Annotated in this window: 19 protein-coding genes; 13 read left to right on the top strand and 6 right to left on the bottom strand. The window is 71.0% G+C overall.

Annotated elements, in window-relative coordinates; translation table 11 throughout:
* The first annotated feature begins 115 nt into the window (after positions 1 to 115).
* From ETAA1_RS11780 to ETAA1_RS11810, 7 genes are all read left to right on the top strand, one after another.
* The gene (locus tag ETAA1_RS11780; RefSeq protein WP_145238005.1) at positions 116 to 1,183 is read left to right on the top strand and encodes a D-alanine--D-alanine ligase family protein; all 1,068 of its coding nucleotides are present in this window, start codon (positions 116 to 118) and stop codon (positions 1,181 to 1,183) included.
* Positions 1,180 to 1,692, top strand: a complete 513-nt coding sequence (locus ETAA1_RS11785) for a YkgJ family cysteine cluster protein (RefSeq protein ID WP_202920837.1) — start codon at positions 1,180 to 1,182, stop codon at positions 1,690 to 1,692. The genes ETAA1_RS11780 and ETAA1_RS11785 overlap by 4 nt, the downstream gene beginning before the upstream one ends.
* Before the next feature lie 130 nt (positions 1,693 to 1,822).
* Positions 1,823 to 2,188: an STAS domain-containing protein gene (locus ETAA1_RS11790; protein ID WP_145238010.1), complete on the top strand. Its 366-nt coding sequence runs from the start codon at positions 1,823 to 1,825 to the stop codon at positions 2,186 to 2,188.
* Positions 2,189 to 2,204: 16 nt separating this feature from the next.
* Positions 2,205 to 2,651 (top strand): ATP-binding protein, encoded by a 447-nt coding sequence (locus tag ETAA1_RS11795; RefSeq protein WP_145238013.1) that lies wholly within the window; start codon positions 2,205 to 2,207, stop codon positions 2,649 to 2,651.
* Positions 2,652 to 2,701: 50 nt separating this feature from the next.
* Positions 2,702 to 4,021, top strand: coding sequence for a Gfo/Idh/MocA family protein (locus tag ETAA1_RS11800; RefSeq protein WP_145238016.1), 1,320 nt, complete (start codon positions 2,702 to 2,704; stop codon positions 4,019 to 4,021).
* Positions 4,022 to 4,031: 10 nt separating this feature from the next.
* A complete protein-coding gene (locus ETAA1_RS11805) occupies positions 4,032 to 4,883 on the top strand; it encodes an alpha/beta fold hydrolase (protein ID WP_145238019.1) in 852 nt (283 codons plus the stop codon).
* Positions 4,884 to 4,901: 18 nt separating this feature from the next.
* The gene (locus tag ETAA1_RS11810; RefSeq protein ID WP_145238022.1) at positions 4,902 to 6,179 is read left to right on the top strand and encodes a metal-dependent hydrolase family protein; all 1,278 of its coding nucleotides are present in this window, start codon (positions 4,902 to 4,904) and stop codon (positions 6,177 to 6,179) included.
* Between the two features lie 68 nt (positions 6,180 to 6,247).
* Here the strand turns inward: ETAA1_RS11810 and ETAA1_RS11815 are convergent, their stop codons facing one another.
* Positions 6,248 to 6,874 carry a 3-keto-disaccharide hydrolase gene (locus ETAA1_RS11815; protein ID WP_145238025.1) on the bottom strand — a complete coding sequence of 209 codons (627 nt, stop codon included), beginning with the start codon at positions 6,872 to 6,874 and terminating at the stop codon, positions 6,248 to 6,250.
* Between the two features lie 201 nt (positions 6,875 to 7,075).
* Between ETAA1_RS11815 and ETAA1_RS11820 the strand changes: the two genes are divergently transcribed.
* Together ETAA1_RS11820 and ETAA1_RS11825 are read left to right on the top strand one after the other, a co-directional pair.
* Positions 7,076 to 7,426 carry an ArsR/SmtB family transcription factor gene (locus ETAA1_RS11820; RefSeq protein ID WP_145238028.1) on the top strand — a complete coding sequence of 117 codons (351 nt, stop codon included), beginning with the start codon at positions 7,076 to 7,078 and terminating at the stop codon, positions 7,424 to 7,426.
* Positions 7,423 to 7,842: a four-helix bundle copper-binding protein gene (locus ETAA1_RS11825; protein WP_202920838.1), complete on the top strand. Its 420-nt coding sequence runs from the start codon at positions 7,423 to 7,425 to the stop codon at positions 7,840 to 7,842. The genes ETAA1_RS11820 and ETAA1_RS11825 overlap by 4 nt, the downstream gene beginning before the upstream one ends.
* Before the next feature lie 74 nt (positions 7,843 to 7,916).
* Here the strand turns inward: ETAA1_RS11825 and ETAA1_RS11830 are convergent, their stop codons facing one another.
* From ETAA1_RS11830 to cls, 3 genes are read right to left on the bottom strand one after another with little or no spacing between them, the layout of a single operon-like run.
* Positions 7,917 to 10,013: a COG1470 family protein gene (locus ETAA1_RS11830; protein WP_145238031.1), complete on the bottom strand. Its 2,097-nt coding sequence runs from the start codon at positions 10,011 to 10,013 to the stop codon at positions 7,917 to 7,919.
* Between the two features lie 5 nt (positions 10,014 to 10,018).
* Complete coding sequence (locus ETAA1_RS11835) at positions 10,019 to 10,513, bottom strand: HIT domain-containing protein (protein WP_145238034.1); 495 nt, start codon at positions 10,511 to 10,513, stop codon at positions 10,019 to 10,021.
* Between the two features lie 35 nt (positions 10,514 to 10,548).
* Positions 10,549 to 12,018 carry a cardiolipin synthase gene (gene cls, locus ETAA1_RS11840; RefSeq protein WP_145238037.1) on the bottom strand — a complete coding sequence of 490 codons (1,470 nt, stop codon included), beginning with the start codon at positions 12,016 to 12,018 and terminating at the stop codon, positions 10,549 to 10,551.
* A gap of 72 nt (positions 12,019 to 12,090) precedes the next feature.
* On the opposite strand from cls, the gene ETAA1_RS11845 reads away from it, so the two are divergent.
* From ETAA1_RS11845 to ETAA1_RS11860, 4 genes are all read left to right on the top strand, one after another.
* Positions 12,091 to 13,086: a zinc-dependent alcohol dehydrogenase family protein gene (locus ETAA1_RS11845; RefSeq protein WP_145238041.1), complete on the top strand. Its 996-nt coding sequence runs from the start codon at positions 12,091 to 12,093 to the stop codon at positions 13,084 to 13,086.
* Between the two features lie 260 nt (positions 13,087 to 13,346).
* A complete protein-coding gene (gene tnpC / locus ETAA1_RS11850) occupies positions 13,347 to 14,729 on the top strand; it encodes an IS66 family transposase (RefSeq protein ID WP_145238044.1) in 1,383 nt (460 codons plus the stop codon).
* Positions 14,730 to 15,006: 277 nt separating this feature from the next.
* Positions 15,007 to 16,521, top strand: coding sequence for a vWA domain-containing protein (locus tag ETAA1_RS11855; protein ID WP_145238047.1), 1,515 nt, complete (start codon positions 15,007 to 15,009; stop codon positions 16,519 to 16,521).
* Positions 16,522 to 16,659: 138 nt separating this feature from the next.
* Positions 16,660 to 17,367 carry a 3-keto-disaccharide hydrolase gene (locus tag ETAA1_RS11860; RefSeq protein WP_145238050.1) on the top strand — a complete coding sequence of 236 codons (708 nt, stop codon included), beginning with the start codon at positions 16,660 to 16,662 and terminating at the stop codon, positions 17,365 to 17,367.
* 5 nt (positions 17,368 to 17,372) lie between these two features.
* Here the strand turns inward: ETAA1_RS11860 and ETAA1_RS11865 are convergent, their stop codons facing one another.
* Both ETAA1_RS11865 and ETAA1_RS11870 read right to left on the bottom strand, forming a co-directional pair.
* Positions 17,373 to 19,736: an FG-GAP-like repeat-containing protein gene (locus ETAA1_RS11865; RefSeq protein WP_145238053.1), complete on the bottom strand. Its 2,364-nt coding sequence runs from the start codon at positions 19,734 to 19,736 to the stop codon at positions 17,373 to 17,375.
* 118 nt (positions 19,737 to 19,854) lie between these two features.
* Positions 19,855 to 21,189 (bottom strand): PP2C family protein-serine/threonine phosphatase, encoded by a 1,335-nt coding sequence (locus ETAA1_RS11870; RefSeq protein WP_202920839.1) that lies wholly within the window; start codon positions 21,187 to 21,189, stop codon positions 19,855 to 19,857.
* Positions 21,190 to 21,283: the final 94 nt, after the last annotated feature.

The following is a 21,283-nucleotide window of genomic DNA, read 5'->3' on the forward strand; positions in this document are numbered from 1 at the left end:
CGGCCGCGTCGCGCCGTCCGCCGCGCGGATTCGCCGACGCCGCATTCCGCACACCCCCTGCGGCCGCAATAAAGTGTGGATGTTGAAGCAGGCCCGCCGGAGCCGCCGTCGTCCGATGCCCCCCCGCGTGCTGGTGCTGTACAACGAGCCGGTCCTGCCCGCGTCCCACCCGGACGCCGGGGCCGAGCACGACATCCTCGACACCGTCGCCGACACGTTCAAGATCATCCAGGCGGCCGGGTTCGACGCCCGCAAGCTCGGCATCAACCACGACCCCCGGCCGCTCCTCGACGAAGTCCGCGACCACCGTCCGGACGCCGTGTTCAACCTGTTTGAGGGCATCCCCACCCAGCCGGGGACGGAAGTGTCGGTCGCGGCGCTGCTGGAATGGTTGAACCTGCCGTTCACCGGCTGCCCGTCGCCGTGCCTGTCCGTCGGCCGCGACAAGGTGCGGAGCAAGCACCTCCTCGCCGCCGCCGGGCTGCCGACCGCCCCGTACCTTGTCGTCCCGGAAGGCGGTCCCATCCCCCGGTGGCGTCGGGGCTGGCCGGCCATCGTTAAGCCTGCGGCCCAGGACGCCAGCGTCGGCATCGACCAGGGGAGCGTCGTCAACACCCAGGCCGAACTGGCGGCACGGGTCGAGTACGTCCGCAAGACCTACGGCGGGGACTGCCTCGTCGAGGCGTTCGTGTTCGGCCGCGAGTTGCACGTGAACGTCATTGAGGTCGCCGGCGCCCGGGTGCCCGAGGTGCTGCCGCTGGCCGAGATCGAATTCCACGACCGCCGCCCGGGCAAGTGGCCGGTGTACACGTTCACCGCCAAGTGGGACATGGAGAGCGACGAGTACAAGAACGCGCCGCTGAAGGCGCCCGTGTACATCGACGAGCCGCTGTTCAAGGAGGTGGAACGAATCGCGGTGCGCGCGTTCCGCCTCTTCGAGTGCCGCGACTACGCCCGGCTCGACGTGCGGCTGACGGCCGAGGGGAAGTTCGCCGTTCTGGAGATGAACCCGAACCCGTACCTGAACAGCCTGGCGCTGGTGAACGGCCTGATGGCCACGAACCGCACGCACGAGTGGGTCGTCACGAATATGGCGCTCGCCGCCCTGGCCCGCGGCGGCACCCGCCCGGCCGCGGGCGAAGTCGACGTCCCCGTCGGCGTGGTTACCGGAGTGGAGACGTGATCGCGCTCGAAGTCGTCAACGCCGACACCGCCACCTTCGACTGCAGCTTCGGCCGCGGCTGCGAGGGCGTCTGCTGCCGTAACGGCCGGCCGAGCGTGGACGCCGACGAGGCCGCGCGCATCACGGCCCTCTTGCCGCGGGTGCTGCCGCTGCTCCGCCCCGAGGCGCGGGCGGTGGTCGAGGCCGACGGGTTCCTGAGCAACCGCAAGAAGCTCGGACAGCCGATGGTCCGCGTGGCGGCCGGGTGGTGTGTGTTGTTCAACGGCGGCTGCACCCTTCACGGCATCGGCGCCGCGGACGGCGACCCGCTGATGTACAAGCCGAGCCAGTGCGCGCTGTTCCCGCTGGAGAAGGGCGACGCCGGGTGGTACGTCCGGCAGTGGGGCTACGAGGGCGAGCAGTGGACGACGCTGTTCTGCCTCAACCCGGCGAACACGGCCCGGCCGGCCGTCGAGGCGCTGGAGGGCGAGTTGGCCCTCGCCGCGAAGCTCGACGGCGTTCCGGGCTAATTCGGCCGCGGCGCCCCTTGACAGGTTGGGGCGGTCCTAGAATGATGCCTTGGAATCCCTTGTGCGGACTCGCGCGGTGGCGGTCGTGGTTCGTCGCGACCGGCCGAGCACGTCCCCCCGGAGGTCTGAGATGACAGGCTCAGGTGGCCGTCGGCGGCGGCTCGAAGTCGAGGACATGGGGGACATCGCGGTCGTCAACTTCGTCGACAAGAAGATCCTCGACGAGCAGAACATCCAGATGATCGGCGACGACCTGTTCCGGCTCGTGGACGAACTCGGCCGGAAGAAGGTGCTGCTCAACTTCCAAAACGTCGAGTTCATGTCCAGCGCCGCGCTCGGCAAGCTCATCACCCTCCACCGCAAGTTGCAGGGCGCCGGCGGCAAGCTGGTGCTGTGCAAGATCGCCAAGGACATCCTGGACGTGTTCCGCATCACCAAGCTCGACAAGATCCTGGTGATCGTGGCGGACGAGCAGGCCGGGCTCCAGGCGTTCTGACCCCCCGGGTGCTCCGATGACCGGTGCGGCGCCTCCCGGCGGGTACGACACCGAGTACGAGTTCTTCAGCGACCTGGGGGAGGTTCGTCTCCTCCAGGACCGCCTGGAGTCCGCCCTCGCCACCGCCGGGTGGGGCGAGTCGGAGCAGTTCGCCATCAAGCTCGCCGTCGAGGAGGCCGCCGTCAACGCGGTCAAGCACGGCAACCAGTACGACCCCGACAAGCGCGTCCGCATCGGCTACACCATTACCCCGAAGCGGTTCGAGATCCGCATCGAGGACGACGGCCCCGGCTTCAACCCGGCCGACGTGCCCGACCCGACGGACGTGGTCAACATCGAGCGGCCGTGCGGCCGCGGGCTGCTGCTGATCAACGGCTTCATGGACGAGGTCCGCTACCACGGCCGCGGCAACGTGGTGACGATGAGCAAGGTGAAAGACGCCGAGCCGCCCGCCGACAGCTGACGCCGCGACACTTCCGCCGGTTCCGTCTTCACCCTCCCCCGGAGCCCGTCATGCGCCGCCGCACCTTTCTGGCATCCGCCGCCGGTACCCTCGCCGCGCCGATGGTACTCTCCGCCCGCCAGCCGAACGAGCGGCTCAACGTCGCCGTCATCGGCTGCGGCGGCCGCGGCGCCGCGAACCTGGCGGGAGTCGCCGCCGAGAACGTCGTCGCCCTGTGCGACGTGAACCGCGCTGCGATCGGGGCCGCCGCGAGCCGCTTCCCCCGCGCCGCCCACTACGCCGACTTCCGCCGCCTGTTCGACGAGCGCGAGCGCGCCTTCGACGCCGTCGTGGTGAGCACCTGCGAGCACACGCACGCCCACGCCACGCTGCGGGCGCTGCGGGCCGGCAAGCACGTCTACTGCGAGAAGCCGCTGACGCACAACGTCTGGGAAGCCCGCCTCATCCGCACCGAGGCGGCCAAGACGAAGCTGGCGACGCAGATGGGGACGCAGATTCACGCCACCGACAACTACCGCCGCGTGGTCGAGTTGGTGAAGGCCGGGGCCATCGGCGGCGTGACCGAGGCGCACGTCTGGGTCGGCCGCGCGTGGGGCTTGCAGTCGGCCGAGGACGCGAAGAAGAACGGCGACATCGTTCACGCCACCGACCGGCCGACGGAGGACGTGCGGCCGCCGGCCGACCTGGACTGGGACTTGTGGCTCGGCGGCGCCCCCGCGCGGCCGTTCAACCCGGTGTACGTGCCGGGGCCGAAGTGGTACCGCTGGTGGGCGTTCGGCAACGGCACCATGTCCGACCTCGGCAGCCACTGGAACGACCTGCCGTTCTGGGCGCTCGACCTGAAGGCGCCGACCAGCATCGAGGCGAGCGGCCCGCTGCCGCCGCACCCGGAGATCGCCCCGGCGTCGATGCAGGCGACGTACCGCTTCCCCGCCCGCGGCTCGATGCCCGCGGTGACGATGACGTGGTACCAGGGGGCGAACAAGCCGCCGGCGTGGACGGCCCGGACGATCCCGCAGTGGGGCAGCGGCGTCCTGTTCGTCGGCTCGCGCGGGATGCTACTCGCCGACTACTCGCGGCACCTGCTGCTGCCCGAGAACCAGTTCGCCGACTTCGCCCGCCCGCTGCCGTCGATCCCGAAGTCGCTCGGGCACTACACCGAGTGGATTCACGCGGCCAAGACCGGCGCCCCGACCACGTGCAACTTCGAGTACGCCGGCTGGCTGACGGAGGCGAACCACCTCGGCAACGTGGCCTACCGCGTCGGCAAGAAGCTCGACTGGGACGCCGCGGCGATGAGGGCGACGAACGCCCCCGAGGCGGACGCGCTGATCCGCCGCGAGTACCGCCGCGGGTGGGAACTGGCTTGAGGGTCGCCGCGTGTTCACCGAATCGCTCGTGCCCGTCGGCGACCTGCGGCTGAACGTGGCGACCGGGCCGCGGAACGGCCCGCCGCTGTGGCTCGTCCACGGCCTCATCCGCCGCTGGCAGGACTTCGGCCCGATCCTCCCCGACCTCGCCGCCCGCTGGACCGTCCGCGCGCCCGACCACCGCGGCCACGGCCGGTCTGACCGGGCCGCGTCGTACCTCGTCACCGATTACCTCGGCGACATCGCGGCACTCGTCCAGGACGAGAGCGAGCCGGCGGTGATCGTCGGTCACTCGCTCGGGGCGCTGGTCGCGCTGGGGGTCGCGGCCGCGCGCCCGGACAAGGTGCGGGCCGTCGTGCTGCTCGACCCGCCGGGAACGACGTTCGTCTCGCACATCGCGGAAACCCCGTACGCGGCCGTCTGGGCCGGGATACGCGCGCTCGCCGGCCGCGGCTCGTCGGTCGCCGAACTCGCCCGGCGCCTCGGCGCCCTCCGCGTGCCGGACGCCACGCGGCCGGGGCAGACCACCACCTACGGTAGCACCCGCGACGCGGCGACCGTCCGGTTCGTCGCCCGGTGCGTCGCCGACATCGACCCGGCGACCCTCAACCCAGCAGTCGAAGGCGGCTGGCTCGAAGGCTTCGATCTGGCGCCGCAACTCGGCCGTGTCCGCTGCCCGGTGCTGCTCCTCGTCGGCGATCCGAAGGCCGGCGGGATGCTGCCGCCGGCCGACGCCGACCCGCTCGCCGCGGCGCTGACCGACTGCACGCGCGTTGATCTCCAGGGCGTCGGCCACCTGCCGCACACGCAAGACCCCGCGGCGACGTTGAAGCTGCTCCACGCCTTCCTCGACTCGCTCTGACCCGGCGGACTCTCTCCCATGAAGCTCGCCCCCGGCACCACAGTCGTCACCAACGGCACGCTGCTCGACGGAAACGGCGGCCCGCCCGTCCCAAACGCGACCGTGATCGTGACCGACGGCCGCGTTGCCTACGCCGGCCCGGCCCGCGGGGCGCCGCCGGTCGAGCCGACGGCCCGGCGCATCGACGCGGCCGGCGGGACGATCATGCCGGGGCTCGTGGAGGCGCACTTCCACCCGACGTACTTCAACGTCGCGGCGCTCGAAGACCTCGACATCAAGTACCCGGTCGAGTACGTGACGCTGCTGGCCGCCGCGAACGCGAAGCTGGCGCTCGAGTGCGGCTACACCGCGGCCCGCAGCGGCGGCAGCCTGTTCAACATCGACGTGTGGCTGAAGAAGGCGATCGAGAACGACCTGTGCCCCGGCCCGCGGCTGGCGGCGAGCGGGCGGGAGATTTGCGGCGTCGGCGGGCTGATGGACTGGAACCCCGACTACCGAAAGATCGGCATGGAGGGGCTGGTGCTGCTGGTGAACGGCCCCGACGAGGCGCGGGCGGCGGTGCGGAAGCTGGTGAAGGACGGCGTGGAGTGGGTGAAGACGTACCCCACCGGCGACGCCGCGGCCCCGGACACGAACGACCACCACACCCTCTGCATGACGTTCGAGGAGATGCACGCGGTGGTGGCGACGGCCCACAACCACAGCCTGAAGGTGACCGGTCACTGCCGGGCGAACGCAGGGATCAAGAACGCCCTGCGCGCCGGCTACGACGCGATCGAGCACGGCACGTTCATGGACGCGGAGGCGCTCGACCTGCTGCTGGCGCGGGACGTGCCGTGTGTGCCGGCGCTGTACTTCGAGTGGGCGAGCGTGGAGCGCGGCCCCGAGTTCGGGCTGCCGCCGCGGGTGATCGACGGCCACAAGGAGACACTGGAGGCCGGGGCCGAGAGCGCCCGCATGATCCTGAAGGCCGGTGGCCGGCTCGGCATGGGCGGCGACTACGGTTTCGCGTGGAACCCGCACGGCGACTACGCCCGCGAGCTGACGTTCTTCGTGAATTACGTGGGCCTGTCGCCGCTGGAGGTGCTGACGTGCGCGACGCGCACCGGGGCGGAAATCCTGGGCCGCGCCGCCGAGCTCGGCACCGTCGAGGCGGGGATGCTGGCCGACCTGCTGGTCGTGGACGGCGACGTGCTGGCGGACATCTCGCTGCTGGAGGACCGAAGCCGGTTCGTCGCCGTGATGCAGGGCGGGGCGGTGAAGGCGGGAAAAGTTGCCGGCGAGCGGCCCGCGTGAGCGGGCTGTTGGTCGGCGTATCAGTGGCGCGAGCCAACAGCCCGCTCACGCGGGCCGCTCGCCGGCGCTCACTTCGCCTTCAGCTCCTCGATGCGGACGTCCTTGTACGACACCCGCGCCTTGGCCCCGCCGTGGATTTGCAGGCCGATCACACCCGTCCGCTCGACCTTCTCGTCCGCCTCGGTGTAGTCCACGGTCTTCGTGCCGTTCAGCCACAGCTGGACGCGCGGCCCCTCGCAGCGGATCGTGTACTCGTTCCAGTCGCCGTGCTTGACGAGGCCGGCGAGCAGCTTCTCGTCCGGCTTCGCCAGAATCTTGTTCCGCCGCGACTCGTCGTACAGCGCCCCCCAGTACTGCTGCCCGGCGTCGGCCTGGTAGCCGCTCACCTCGTGGTGGTTCGGGATGCGCTTCGTGCGGAACTGCACGCCGGCGTTGACGCGCTCCTTGTCGCCCTCCAGCTTGAAGCGGACCTTCAACTCGAAGTCGCCGTAGGTCTTGGTGGTGCAGAGGAACTCGTTTCGCGGCACGGTAGCGTCGAGCGACCCGGCGGTGATGACGCCGTCCGCGACCTTCCACGTCTTCGCCGTGTCGCCCTCCCACCCGGCGAACGTCTTGCCGTCGAACAGCGACGCCGGCTCGGCCGCGAGCAGCGTGGTGGTTACCGACGAGAGAAAGAGCGCCAGTACCGTTCGCATGGCCGAGACCTCGGGAGGGAGAAAGTGCTTCAAGTTATAGTGACTCCGACACCCGGTCCGGATCACCGGGTTGGGGCTTGACAGTAACTATGACACAGAGTAGTGTCACAGTGTCAGGAGGGTTTAGGTGTGGCTCCACGTCCGGCGAACGCGTCCCCCGAACCGTGCCCGGAGAAGGCGTCTCTCCGGGTGCGGCCGCTCATGTCCTACGACCAGGCGAGTCAGGTCGAGACACTGTTCGAGGTGCTGGCGAACGATTCTCGGTTGCGGCTCCTACACGAAATCGCCCGCCGGGATGAGGTGTGCGTCACCGACCTGGCGGCGGCGTTGGACATGAAGTCGCAAGCGGTTTCGAACCAACTCGCACGGTTGCAGGACAAGGGAATAGTGGCGTCCCGCCGGCAGGGTAACAACGCCTACTACCGGATCGTCGACAACTGCGTGCTGATCCTCCTGGAGCGTGGGTTGTGTCTCGTCGAGGAAACCGACAGGCGGGGGCGGAACCCCGCTCGGCCCCCGAATCCTAACCGTCCTGCAAGGGGAACAAGATGATCCGTGCGTTGTTCGTGGGCCTGGTTGCGGCGGTGCTGGTCGCCAACGCGGGCTCTCCCGTGGCGAGCGCCCAGGAAGGCAAGAAGGCGGACCGCTGCTGCATCGAGTGTCAGGCGTGTGAGAAGTCGTGTCTCGGGTGCGCCGCCGACTGCCTCAACGAGCTGGCGGGCGGCAAGGCGGACCGGAAGGACTGCATCAAGCTGTGTCAGGACTGCGCGGACGTCTGCGGCGCGTGCGCCCGGATCGCGGCCCGCGGCGGGCCGCTGGAAGCCACCATCAGCGCCGCCTGCGCGGAAGCGTGTGAGCGGTGCGCCAGCGAGTGCGCCAAGCATCGGGACGACCGGACGTGTCTGGCGTGCGCGGAGCAGTGCCGGCGGTGCGCGGCGGAGTGCCGGGCGCAGGGTCGGAAGAAGTGAGCGGGCGGGCTCGCCCGAAGGAGCGAGTACTTCGGTCGAGCCCGTCATCCGCTACCGTCGTGCGGGCAGGTGGGTCACTTCTTCCCCGGTGCCGCCGTCACCACGACGGTCACCGGCCGGCTCGGCGTCGTCACCAGGGTGTTCGGGCGCGTCGCGGCCTTCGCGTCCTTACTGAACGGCACCTGGGCCTGGCACTGCAGCGCGAACGTGTACTCGCCCGGCCGCGTGTTCGCCGGCACCTCCACCGTCACCGTCGCGTCCGCCTTCCCCTCGGGGATCGACGCGGTCGTCACCCGCACCGCGTTCGGCACCGATAGGCCGGTCAGGTTCACCGCGGCCTTGAAGTCAGCCTGGTGGCGCTGGCACGTCAGCTTCAGGTCGGCCTTCCTACCGGCCTCGATCGTGAGGCGCTCGGTCGCCGGCACCACCGCGAACGGGGCGGCGTCGGCCACGGCCACGACCAGCTCGCGCGTCGGCCGGCTGCTGTTCAGGTCGGTGCTGTTCCACACGCGGGTGTAGGGGCGCACCTCGCGCACGAGCGGCTCGTCGCCGCGCTTCGCGGTCGCGGTCAGGCGGATCGGCCCCACGAAGTCGGGGGCGTCGGGGTCGGCCCACAGCACCACCACGGCGCGGTCGCCGCCCGTCACCGCCGTCGGCGCCGCGTGCAGCCCCTTCGGCAGCCCCTCGGCCGTGACCGTGAACGGCCCGGCAAAACCGTCCTTGTTGTGGACGATCAGGTCGAGGTAGGCGGTACCCCCCTTGCGGACAGTCGTGCCGCCGGGGCCGGGGTTCTGGTGGTGGATCACCGCCGGGTAGAAGTCGGGCACCGGCTTGCGGACCGTCAGCACGTACTGGTAGCGCGGGCCGCCGCGGCGGTAGCGGTCCTGCACCAGCACGCGGTACTTCTGCTTCGCGGTCAGGTTCACGACGCCCGACGGGTCGCGGAGGTGGCCGTCGAAGGCGTTGGCGCGGATGCCGAAGTCGTCCAGCTCGCTGACGCGGTTGTCTTTCTCGTCGAGCACGACCAGGTACGGGTCGGCCCGGCCGGCGATCCGCTCGCAGTACACCTCGAAGCTGTACGGGCCGCTCTCCGTCGGCTCGATCGCAAACCAGTCGGCGTCGCGCACCTTGTCGAACCGGCCGCTCACGACCGCCGGCAGCGCCAGCTTCTGAGGCGCCTTCGGGTCGTCGTTCGGCTCCTGTTCCACTGACACCGCGGTGTCAGTCACAAGTAGCGGCACGCCGCGGTGCTGGAGGCCTGTGAGCGTACACGTCGCCGCGGTCGGCAGCACGCTGTGGGCCGTCGGGTGCTCGGTGAAGCGGAACAGGCCGCGGTTAAAAATGTCGCGGAGCGGATCGGCCGTCTCCGGGATCACGTCGAGCGGTAGGTCGTTAAGGACGAGCCCGGACGCCTTGCCGCGGAGGTTGCGGCCGAACACCGACACGAGCGACGGCTGCCCGACCTTCACCGCCCGCGGGAACAGGTTCTCGACGTGGGGCCGGTCGGACACGACGAGCCGGTACGGGTGCCCGCCGCGGAACGACAGGTCGTTCAGGCTCACGAGGTAGTCGCCATCCGCCGGCGCGACGAACTCGACGAGCGGGTCGCGGCCAAAATAGTCGCCGTTGGACGCGACCGGCCGGCCGTCCACGGCGGACACGGTGAGCGTGGCGTCGAGCTGCGAGTCGAGGCGCTGGGCGAAGCACTCGACGACGACGCGTTGGCCCTTCCGCACGGCCACGCGGAACACGTCCTCGCGCCCCTGGTCGGACGTGCCGTTCACGGCCGCGTTCACCGGCACCGCCTGCGCCTGCGCGGGTTCGTCGTTCGGCTCCTTCTCGGCCAGCTCCGTCAGCCCGTCGGACACGGCGAACAGACGCGGGTTGCTGACGCCGTAGCGGCCGACGAGCCGGGCGTCGTAGGTCGCGGCCGGGACGTTCGCCGCGACCGTGACCTTGAATTTTCGGTCCTTCAAGTGCTCGGCGGTGATACCGGCGTGGTCGAAGATCAGCTTCGTCGCGTCCTCCAGATCGGCGCCGATCGCCTCGACTTCGACGGTCGAGCCGGGCGAGCCGCCGAGCGGGGTGAGGCGGTCGAACCGCGGCGACGGCAGTTCGGCCCGCGCGGCGGTGACGGCAACGAGAAGCGCGAGCAGGGCGGCGGGGCGCATGGCGGTTACCGGGCGGCGAGGTCGGCGGCGAGGAGGTCGTACAGGGCGTCGAGGGACTGCACGATGACCTTCGTATCGCCGACGACGGGCATGAAGTTGGTGTCGCCGTTCCAGCGCGGCACGACGTGCCAGTGAAGGTGCCCCGGCAGCCCGGCCCCGGCGGCGGCGCCGAGGTTGAGGCCGACGTTAAAGCCGTCCGGCGTCATCCGGCGTTCGAGGATGCCGAGCATGTCGCGGAGTACGCGCTGGAGGTCGAGGAGTTCGGCGTCGTCGAGGTCGGCGGGGCGGCCGCGGTGGCGTTTCGGGGCGATTAGCAGGTGGCCGTTGTTGTACGGGAAGCGGTTGAGCACCACGACCGACAGCTCGGAGCGGTGAACCAGGAGGTTGTCGCGGTCGGCCGTCTCGGCCACGCCGCGGCAGATGAAACACCCGTCGTCCTTCGGCTTCTCCTTGGGGGCCGCCACGTAGGACAGCCGCCACGGCGCCCAGAGCTGATCCACGTCGGTCCTCCGGTCGGTCGCGTCAGGATACGTTGTCACAGAATCGGCGACAGCAGCCGGGCGGCGTTCTCGGCCAGCCGTGCGGCCGCGGGGCGTGCCGCGAACACCTCGGGGTCGATCCGCACCGACCACTCCAGGTCGTTTAGGAACTCCGCCTCCAGCTCGGCGACCACCTTCGCGTCGTAGATCAGGGCGTTCGCCTCGTAGTTCAGCAGCAGGCTGCGGTTGTCCAGGTTCGCGCTGCCGACGGACGCCCACTCGCCGTCCACGAGCAGGTACTTGCTGTGCATCATGCCGCGGGCGTACTGGTACACCTTCACGCCGGCGGCGAGCAACTCGGGCCAGTAGTACCGGGCCGCGAGAAACGCGACCCAGTGGTCGGGCCGAAACAGGCACAGCAGCCGCACGTCCACCCCGGCCCGGCCGGCGAGCACGAGGGCGTCGCGGACGCCCGCGTCGGGGACGTAGTACGGGCTGGCAATCCACACCCGCTTCCGCCCGCGGAGGATGCCGGCGAAGTACGACTCGCGGACCGCCTTGTGCTCCGCGTCCGGGCCGGAATGGACGATCTGGACGAGGCTCGTCCCCGGGTGCGGGAGGTGCACCGGGTAGTACGCCGGGCCGCGGGCGGCCTCCTCGGTGGCGAAGTGCCAGTCCTCCAGGAACACCCGCTGCAGCGACTCCACGGCCGGCCCTTCGACGCGTAGATGGGTGTCGCGCCAGTGGCCGAACTGCGGCACCTTGCCGACGTACTCGTCGCCGATGTTCAGCCCGCCGGTGAAGCCGACGCGGCCGTCCACGACCAGGATTTTCCGGTGGTTCCGCAGGTTCACGCGGAACCGGTACACCGGGTTGAGCAGCGGCAGGAAGCCGCTCACCTTTCCGCCCGCGGCGACGATCGCCTTGAACAGCCGCTGGCTGGTCGAGTGCGAGCCGACGGAGTCGTACAGGAATCGCACCTCGACGCCCCGCCGCGCGGCCAGCGTGAGAGCGGCGACGAACCGCCGACCGGACTCGTCGGGGCGGAAGATGAAGAACTCGATGTGGACGTGGTGCTTCGCCTCGGCGATGGCCGCGAGCATGGCGGCGTAGGCCGTCTCGCCGAGGTGGTACAGCTCGACGCGGTTCCCCGCCGTAACGGGGAAGCCCTCCGGGTGGTGGGCCAACTTGGCCAGCACTTCCCAGCGGCGCGGCACGGCGCGCGGTCCAGGTGCGCCTTCGCCGGTCTTCGCCTCGGCCGGCACGTCGGCTGCCAGCGATAGGTACTTCTTTCGCCGGTGCTGCTTCCGCCGGATCGGCCGGCTGATCGTCTGGTAGCCGAAGACGAAGAACATCAGCGGCCCGACGAGCGGCAGCAGGATCACCGCCAAGCTCCAGGCGATGGCCGACATCGGCTCGCGCTTCAGGTGCAGGACCGACAACAGCGTGCCGACGGTGACGACGACTTCGAGGAGAAACAGCCAGCCGGCGACGTCCTGCCAGAACTGGTCGAGGAATGCGGTCACGCGGCTTCCCTACAGAATCGAGGCGGTGGTGTGATTCTACCGTAAAACACCCTGCACCCCAGGAGTGCCCGCGTGAATGCCGTCGTGTTCGACCGAACCGGACCCCCCGCCGAGGTGTTGGAGCTGCGCGAGGTGCCGGCCGCGGAGCCGCGCCGCGGCGAGGTGCTGGTGCGGATGCTCGCCAGCCCCGTCAACCCGTCCGACCTCATGTACGTCGAGGGGAAGTACGGGCTGAAGCCGACCCTCCCGGCGACGCCGGGGTTCGAGGGCGTCGGCGTCGTGGAATCGAACGGCGGCGGCGTCCTCGGCTGGCTGCGGAAGGGGAAGCGGGTGGCGGTCATCAACGACCGCGTCGGCAACTGGGCCGAGTACACCGTCACCCGCGCCCGGCAGGTCATCCCGGTGCCCGACGACCTGCCGGACGAGCAGGCCGCGACGTTCTTCGTCAACCCGGCCACGGCCGTCGCCATGACCCGCGACGTGCTGAAGGTGCCGGCCAGCGAGTGGCTGTTGCAAACGGCCGCGGGGAGCAACCTGGGCCAGATGGTGATCCGCCTCGGCAAGCGCGCCGGCTTCCGCACGCTGAACGTCGTCCGCCGCCGCGAACAGGCCGCCGAGCTGACGGCGCTCGGCGCCGACGCCGTGATCGTAGAGGGCGACGGTCCGATCGAGGAGCAGGTGCGAGCGGCGGTGCCCGGGGGCGTGCGTTACGCCATCGACCCCGTCGGCGGCGCGACCGGCACCGCGGCGATCGCCTCACTCGCGCCGGGCGGGCGCGTCCTGCTGTTCGGGTCGCTTTCGGACGAAGTGGTGAGCGTTCACCCGCGGCGCATCCTGAGCGGCGACGTGCGCGTCGAAGGCTTCTGGCTCGGCAGCTGGGCGAAGTCGCAGCCGGTGCTGCGGATGCTGCGGCTGTTCCGCGAGGTCGGCGAACTCATCCGCGACGGCACGCTGACCAGCCCGATCGCCGCGACGTACCCTCTGGCGAAGGTGCGCGAGGCGGTGACGCACGCCGCCGCGGCGGGGAAGGGCGGCAAGGTGCTGCTGCGGATCGGGGAGCGGAATTAGGTTTGCCGCAAGCGGCTTCGCACCACGGTGCGAAGCCGCTTGCGGCAAAACCGAGGAATCCCCCGAACCTCCCCCCGCCCGTCGCGTCCCTTTTTGCGAACGCACCGGGTCGCCGCACCCAACGCGGGTGGCCTACAAACACGTTCCATTAAACGGAAGTGGTCGCCGGTTCGACTCCGGCCCCCCCGACTGTACTTGTTTAGCGCCCCCGCTGGCACGCAGGGGGAGCTGATCGCGGCCCGATTTCCTACCCTGCCGTCATGGACGAGCCCGCGTGTCCCGGCTGCCGGGAACTCCTCCAACGCGTCGCCGCTCTCGAAGCCCGGGTCGCCGAGCTGACCCGGAAGCTCGAGGACGCACTCCGCGCGGGCAAGCGGCAGGCCGCCCCGTTCCGCAAAGGTCCGCCCAAGCCCGACCCGAAGACGCCCGGCCGCAAGTCGGGCGCCGCCCACGGTACCCACGGCCACCGGCCCCCGCCGCCGCCCGACCAGATCGCCGAGTGCCACGACGCCCACCTCCCCGACGCCTGCCCGCACTGCCCGGGCCGCATCGTCGAGACCGGCACCGCCGACCAGTTCCAGACCGACATCCCACGCCGCCCGCTCGTGCGGAAGTTCCGCATCCACGTCGGTCACTGCGACACGTGCGGCAAGCGGACCCAGGGCCGGCACCCGCTCCAGACGTCCGACGCCCTCGGCGCGGCCGCCAGCCAGGTCGGCCCCGACGCCCAGGCCGCGGCCGCGACCTTGCACACCCGGATGGGGCTGTCGCACGGCAAGGTGGCCGCCGTCTTCGACGCCCTGTTCGGCATCACGCTCACCCGCGGGGCCAGCGCCCAGATCAACCTCCGGGCGGCGACGCGACTCGAACCGGACTACCACCTCATCCTCGGTGAGGTGCGGACGTCCGAGCAGATCGCGGCCGACGAGACGGGGTGGCGGATCGGGGGGCACCCCGCCTGGCTCCACGCCTGGGTCGGTGACCGGGCCACCGCGTACGCCATCGACTCCCAGCGCAGTGCGGCCGTCCTGGAGCGGGTCATCGGCGTGGACTGGTCGGGCATCCTGAGCCACGACGGTTTCGCCTCGTACGACCGGTTCGAGGGCGCGATCCATCAGCAGTGCGTGGCCCACGTGCTGCGGCGCGCCCGCGACCTGCTGGCGACGGCCACCCGGGGAGCCGTGCGGTTCCCGCGGCAGGTGATCGCGTTGCTCACGGAGGCGATCCACTGGCGGAACGGGTACGCGCCCGGGGCGTGGACGTCGGACCAGTTGGAGGAGCACCGGGAGGGGTTCGACGACCGGTTGCGGCGGCTGGTGCTCCGGCCGCGTGCGGTCCCGGCGCACGCCACGCTGGCGCGGCACCTGTGGCGTCACTTCGAGCAGTGGTTCGGGTTCGTGTTCGACCCGCGGGTCGAGCCGACGAACTGGGCGGCCGAGCAGGCGATCCGGCCGGCGGTGGTGAACCGGAAGGTGTGGGGCGGGAACCGAACGGCGGCTGGCGCGTGGGCGCAGGGGGTGCTGATGTCAGTACTGGAGACGTGCCGGCGACGGGGTCATGCGGTCGTGGACTACATCAGCCAGACGCTCCGCGCGGCCGGCAACGGGCTGGTCCCGCGACCGGTGCTACTGCCGACGGGCTAATCAAGTACGGCCCCCGACTCACCGGGGGGTAGCTCAGTGGTAGAGCACTTTGTGTAACCCAAAGCCGGCCGGACTCGTGCGGCGGCCCGGGGCGTTCGCCGCTATCATCGAGCCAACCCGTACCCGACGGCGGAAGCGTACACACATATTTCGGTGCCGAAGAGGCCACACGGGGTCGCGCCCCGGCCGAACACCAGTCGTGAAGACCGCTTCCCGAACTTGTACGGGTTCCATTCCACGGCCGCCGCGGGCGGCCGCTTTCGTTGGAGGTCCGCCCATGACGACGACCGTGCAGAACGAGCAGGACCTGCGGCTGGCGATGCTCAACAGCCTCCTCACCTGCCCGCACCGGAACCTCGGCCTCGTCCACCCGCTGCACGCCGACCTGGCGGCGACGGACCCGCGGTTCTACGTCCGCCTCGCCGCCTGGTACGCCGACCACGGCGACGTGCGCGACCACCACGAGATGTTCGTCGTCACGCTGGTGCTGAGCGGCTTCCCGGGCCACCGCGGGGTCGGCCTGGCGCTGCTCCGGCAGCTGCCGGCGTACCAGCTCGGCCGCGTCGTGGACTTCATCCACGGCTGGAAGGAGGAGGTGACCGTCGAGGTGGTCGCGCCGAAGAAGGAGCGGGTGCGGATGACCGCCGACGGCGGCCTCGGCCGGAACGTGCCGCGGTCGGTGCGGACGGAGGTCACGCGGTACCTCCGCGAGCGCGAGGCCGACGACCGGTGGTTCGACAGCACCGCCCTCACCGCCCGCAAGGCGCTGAAGCGGCTGTACGCCCTGCTGCACGTCAAGCCCGGCCCGCGGGCGCAGGCCGTGCTGTTCGACGACCGGCCGCCCGAGGGGTCGAAGCTGGCCGGGCTCAAGGCCCTCGCCGGCGCCGACTCGCCCGACCTGGCGGCCCGGCTCATCGCCCAGCACGACGTGCCGTTCCGCGTCGCCGTCGGGCTGGTGAAGGCGATGACCCCGCCGGTGCTGAAGGCGCTCGTGGGCCGGATGACGCCGCAGGAGGTCATCAACAACCTCGACATGCTCAGCCGCCGCGGGGCGTTCGACGAGCCGGCCGTGAAGGCGCTCGTCGAGGCCCGGCTGGAGCAGGCCAAGACGGTCGGCCGCGTCAGCGCGTTCAAGGCCGAGAAGGCCCGCGACGCGGCCGGCGTGTCGGCCGACGTGAAGGCCCGGCTCGACGCCGTGGCCGACGCCCGCGTGAAGGCGCGGGGGCGGATCACGCGGCCGACGGCGCTGCTCATCGACAAGTCGGGGTCGATGTCGCAGGCGATCGAGGTCGGCAAGCGGCTCGGGGCGCTGCTCGCGGCCGTGGCCGACCGGGAGCTGTACGCCTACGCCTTCGACACCATCGCCTACCCGGTCGAGGCCGCGGGGCCGGACCTGGCGGCGTGGGAGACGGCGCTGGCGGGCATCACCGCCGGCGGCGGCACGTCGGTGGGCGCGGCTGTCGAGGTGCTGCGGCGGAAGCGGCAGTACGTCGAGCAGCTGGTGGTCGTGACCGACGAGGGAGAGAACACCGCCCCCCTGTTCGTGCCGGAACTCCTGAAGTACCGGGACGAGTTGAAGGTCGAGCCGGCGGTCTGCTTCGTCAAGGTGACGGGCGCGACGGCGGAGCTGGAGGCGGCGTGCCGCAAGGCCGGGGTCGCGGCCGACGCCTACCAGTTCGACGGCGACTACTACGCGCTGCCGAACCTGGTGCCGCTGCTCGCCCGGCCGAGCAAGCGGGAGCTGCTCCAGGAAATCCTGGAGTACCCGCTGCCCGAGCGGCGGGCGGGCTAACTCAGGTCGTTGAGTTGCCGCTAGCGGCTTCGCGCTGCCCCGCGCGAAGCCGCTAGCGGCAACGTCGCTTTTCGCGGGCGCGTCGTGTAGCATTTCGTTGCGTCGGTCCCACCCCGCTCACTCCTCTCGGAGCCCCTCATGCGTTTCCTCCTGCTCGTCCCCGCCGTCCTGGTCGCGTCGCTCGCGCCGGCCGCGGACCCCACCCCCGTCAAGCTCTTCAACGGCAAGGACCTCACCGGCTGGAAGGCGAAAAATCCCGCCAAGAACCAGTGGCAGGCGTGCGCCGCGTCGTGGAACGAGAAGGACCCCGGCAAGCTCGTCGGCGGTATCGACAACTCGCCCGACGGCTCGGGGAAGGTGCTGGCCGCGATCAGCGGCGGCGGGTCGGACCTGTACACCGAGGCGAAGTTCGGCGACTGCCTGTTGGAGGTCGAGTTCATGCTGCCGAAGGGGTCGAACTCCGGCATCTACGTGATGGGCGAGTATGAGGTGCAGGTGCTGGACAGTTACGGCAAGCCGGCCGACAAGCTCGGCATGGGCGACCTCGGGGCGCTGTACAGCGCCGCCGCCCCGAAGGTGAACGCGGCCAAGAAGCCGGGCGAGTGGCAGAAGTTCGAAATCATCTTCCAGGCGCCGAAGTTCGAGAACGGGAAGAAGACCACGAACGCCAAGTTCCGGTCGGTCGTGCTCAACGGCACGACACTCCACAAGGACGTGGAGATGAAGGGTGCAACGCCCGGCGGCCTGACCGGGAAGGAAGCGCCGGAAGGCCCGCTGATGCTCCAGGGTGACCACGGGCCGGTGGCCTACCGGAACCTCAAGGTGACCCGGGTCGAGATCAAGTAACGCGGTCAGCCGACGAACACGCCGGCCAGCCCGGGGAAGGCGTCGAACCCGAACGCCGCCGCGCCGCCGATGTACGCGGTGACGCGGCTGCCGGTGCCGTCGCCGACCACCACGTCGGCGCGGCCGTCGCCGTTCAGGTCTCGCGCGGCGACGCGCACCCCGCCGCGGTCGGCGGGATCGCCCGCGAAGAAGTTGGCGAGCTCGCGCGAGCCGCCGGCTTTCCCTGCGAGTAGGTCGGCCCCACGGAGCACCAGAACCCGCGGGGCGCCGCCGGGGCCGCCGCCGCCGATCAGGTCCGCGAACCCGTCCCCGTCCACGTCGCCGGCCGCGACGAACGCCCCGTTCCGCAGCGCAGGCTCGAAGAGGAAGAAGTCGTCGGCCAGCTTGGTGCGCCCGCCGCCGATCGAGCGGCCGTCGAACAGCGCGACCCGCGGCCCGCCGCCGAACCCGGCCGAAACCACGAGATCGGCCGCGCCGTCGCCGGTCAGGTCGCCGAGCGCCGCGCGGGCGCCGCCGCGGAAGGCCGGGTCGTCGATCCCGAAGAAGTCCGCGACCTTTCCGAAGCCGGTGCCCGCGTACACCTGCACCCGCGGGCCGCCGCCCTCGTCGGGCGTCACCACCAGATCGGCGACGCCGTCGCCGTCCAGGTCGCCGGCCGCGACGTACACGCCGCCGGTGAACGCCGGCTCGAACGGGGCCGTGTCGAACAACACCGCCTGTGTCACGCCATCGAGCACGACCACGCGCGTCGGTCCGCCGGGTCCAGTACCCGCGACCACATCGGCGACCCCGTCGCGGTTGAAATCCGCTGCGGCCGTCCGCACGCCGCCGACGAAGCCGCTGCTAAACGGCGTCGCCGTGAAGCGCGGCGAGCCGTCCGGGTTGTAGAGCCGTACCGACCCGCCGCCGCGGTCGTTTCCGACGGCGAACTCGTTCGGCGACACACGCGGGTACACCGGCGGGCTGGCCGGCGGCGGTGGGCTGGCCGGTGGCGGTGGGCTGGCCGGCGGCGGTGGGCTCGCCGGTGGCGGACTCGCTGGCGGCGGGCTGGCCGGTGGCGGGCTCGACGGGGAACCGTAAGTGAACCGGCCGGCGGTCGTGACCGGCGACACGCCGTAGCCGAACACCGGGTTCTTGATGTTCTGCGGCACCCCGGGCATGTCCGCGCCGGACTTCACGGTCACGTTCACGCTGCCGGAGCCGGCCGGCACCACGACCCGTAGTTGGCTCTCGCTCAGGATCGTCACGTTCGTCGCAGGCGTGGGGCCGAAGTACACCGCCAGATGGCCCGCGGCGCCGCCGTAGTTCAGGCCGTTGATCGTGATCGTGTCGCCGGCCGCGGCGGTCGCCGCGCTCAGACCGGTCACCTGCGGCGTCAGGTCGATCAACTCGAAGTCGGCGAAGCGAAGACTCTTCAGGCCGTAGGTCGTGTGCTGAATGTCGTCGTCGTCGAAGGTGAGGGCGAAGCCGTTGTTGGCGTCCACGGAGTAGCTGGCGCCGGAGAAGAAGAAGTTGCTGCCGTTGTCGGCGAGAATCAGGCCGTAGTCCTTCATCGCCTGGGCGATCACCCGCGACTGCGGGTTGAGCTGCGACAGGTCCACCCCCGCCTTCAGCCGGAAGCGGGCGCCCATCGGCGGCATCGTGGTTGCGTTCGTGTTCCCCGGGTTCGCGGTGTGCGACGCCGGGTAGATGAACTGGTTCAGCACCTTGCTGTTCTGCAGCGTGAAGCGGATGGCGTGGGTGATGACGCCCTGGCCGCCCTGCGACACGGGGAGCGCTTCGTCCGGCCGCACGAGGCCCGGCAGTATCGGCAGCCCGGCGGCGTCGGCCGAGGTCCACGTCAGCGGGCGGAAGGTGTTGCCCGATGTGTCCCACACCGACTGCTGGTCGGCGTGCCAGAGGCCGTCGGGGTTCTCGCTCGGGCGCGACGCCCGGAAGAACTCGTAGGCCCGGTTGTTGTCGATGTCGAAGATCAAGAGGTGCGAGTCGCCGCGGGCGTCGACGCCCACCCGCGGGCCGTTCTGGTAGTCGCCCTCCAGCACGACCGTCGCGGGCATCGGAACCGCGACGATGTCGCTCTCGCCGGCGTAGGCGTCGATCACGACGTTCACCCGCGGCGCGGAGTTGCCGCGGACCACGTTGTAAGGGATCCCGTACAGGTCGTTCGGGCCGCGGCTGCTCTCGCCGAAGTCGGGGTGGATGCGGCCGTTCCCCGCGGCCGTGAGCGCGGTCATGACCGCCGCCGAGTTGGCGGCGACGGGCGCGCCGGTGATTCGTTGGTTCCACGGGTTGTCGGCCGGGAACAGGGTGGTGCCCAGCAGGCTGGGGAGGTCGCGGGGTTCGAGCGGGAGGGCGGTGAGGCGCCGCATGTATCATCCCTCGGCCGCACGGTGGCGTGCGGGTTGTGGGCCGGGACGACCGCGGGCGAAGGGGGGCGGGTCGACGCGAAACGATAGGGCGGGGAGCGGAGTTGTCAAATCGGACGGGTCAAGCGGAGGGGCCGGGGCCGTTGCGGTCCTTCCAACTCGGGCGGAACGACTCTTCCTTGTTGCGCGCCTTGTGGAACGCCTCGGCCAGGAACAGCAGCGCCTTGCACCGGGCCTTGAACGCCTCGCCGTCGCCCTTGGCCTTCGCGGCCTCGGCCGCGGCCGCGAGCTTCTGGTGCCCGCCCCAGTCGGCCGACACGCCCTGCGCCCGCATCGCCTGCTCGAGCGCGACTTCGAGCTGGGCGAACTTGTCGCCCACGTCCGCGCTCACGGGGCAGGGCGTCGTCTTGTACACGTGCAGTTCCCGCGGCCCCTCGTCCTCGGGCGGCGGCGGCTCCTCCTCCGGCTGGTCCTTCATCAACTGCCCGATCAGGCCGGCGATGCCGGCGAGGATCACCGCGGCGGCGAGTACGAACAGGATGCTCGCCCCGGGGATCTCGCTGACGTGCATGGCCAGCGCCAGGCCCGCGAGGAGCCCGCCGCCGCCGAGCGCGGTGAACGGCAGCGGCACCCGCCGGTTCCACGCCTTCAGGCACCGCGCCAGCACCCCGGTGCCCGGCCGGCCGCCGGCGGCCTCGGACCCGCCGCCGACGCGCACGATCATCACCGTGATGTTGTCCGGCCCGCCGCGCAGGTTCGCCAGGTGCACCAGCAGCTTCGCCGCGTCCTCCGGCAGCAGCGCCGTCGCCACCGCCCCCACCTCGTCGGGCGTCACGACGCCGGTGAGGCCGTCCGAGCAGAGGAGGAACACGTCGCCGGGCTGGACCGGGTGCGGCCCCTCCACGTCCACCTCGACCTCGGGGTCGGGGCCGAGGGAGCGGATGATGACGTTCTTCTTGAAGTCGCCGAGTTCGTCCGGGTCCACGCCCTGCCGGCGGGCGATTTCCCACACCCACGAGTGGTCGAACGTCAACTGCTCCGCCTTGCCGTCGCGAAAGCGGTAGGCCCGGCTGTCGCCGACGTGGCCGACCCACGCCCCCTCCGGCCGCAGGAACAGCGCCACGGCCGTGGTGCCGAGGCCGCGGAACTCGGGGTTCTCCTGGCCGATGGAGTAGATGCCGTGGTTGGCTTCGGTGAACGCCCGGCGGATGGCCGCGGCCGCCCCGTCGCGGGCGTGCTTGTTGTAAATCTGCGGGATGTCGCGGACGGCCTTGAAGCTCGCCTTCTCGCCGACGGCGTGGCCGCCCATGCCGTCGGCGACGACGAACACGTGGCCGTGGTCGCGCCACGCCGCCTCGTCGGCCGCGGGGACCGGCAGGCAGGCGTCTTGGTTGTGGCTCCGCTTCACACCGACGTCGGTGAGCGCGGCGTACCGGACGGGTTCAAATGCCGCCAACGGACGACCCTCGGGAGAGCTCGTGCCCCCAGTGTAGCCGGGAGGGGGGCCGACCCGCCAGCCCGCGGTTCCGGTTGACCCCACCCCGACCCGC

Source organism: Urbifossiella limnaea, from assembly GCF_007747215.1.
Taxonomy (GTDB): domain Bacteria; phylum Planctomycetota; class Planctomycetia; order Gemmatales; family Gemmataceae; genus Urbifossiella; species Urbifossiella limnaea.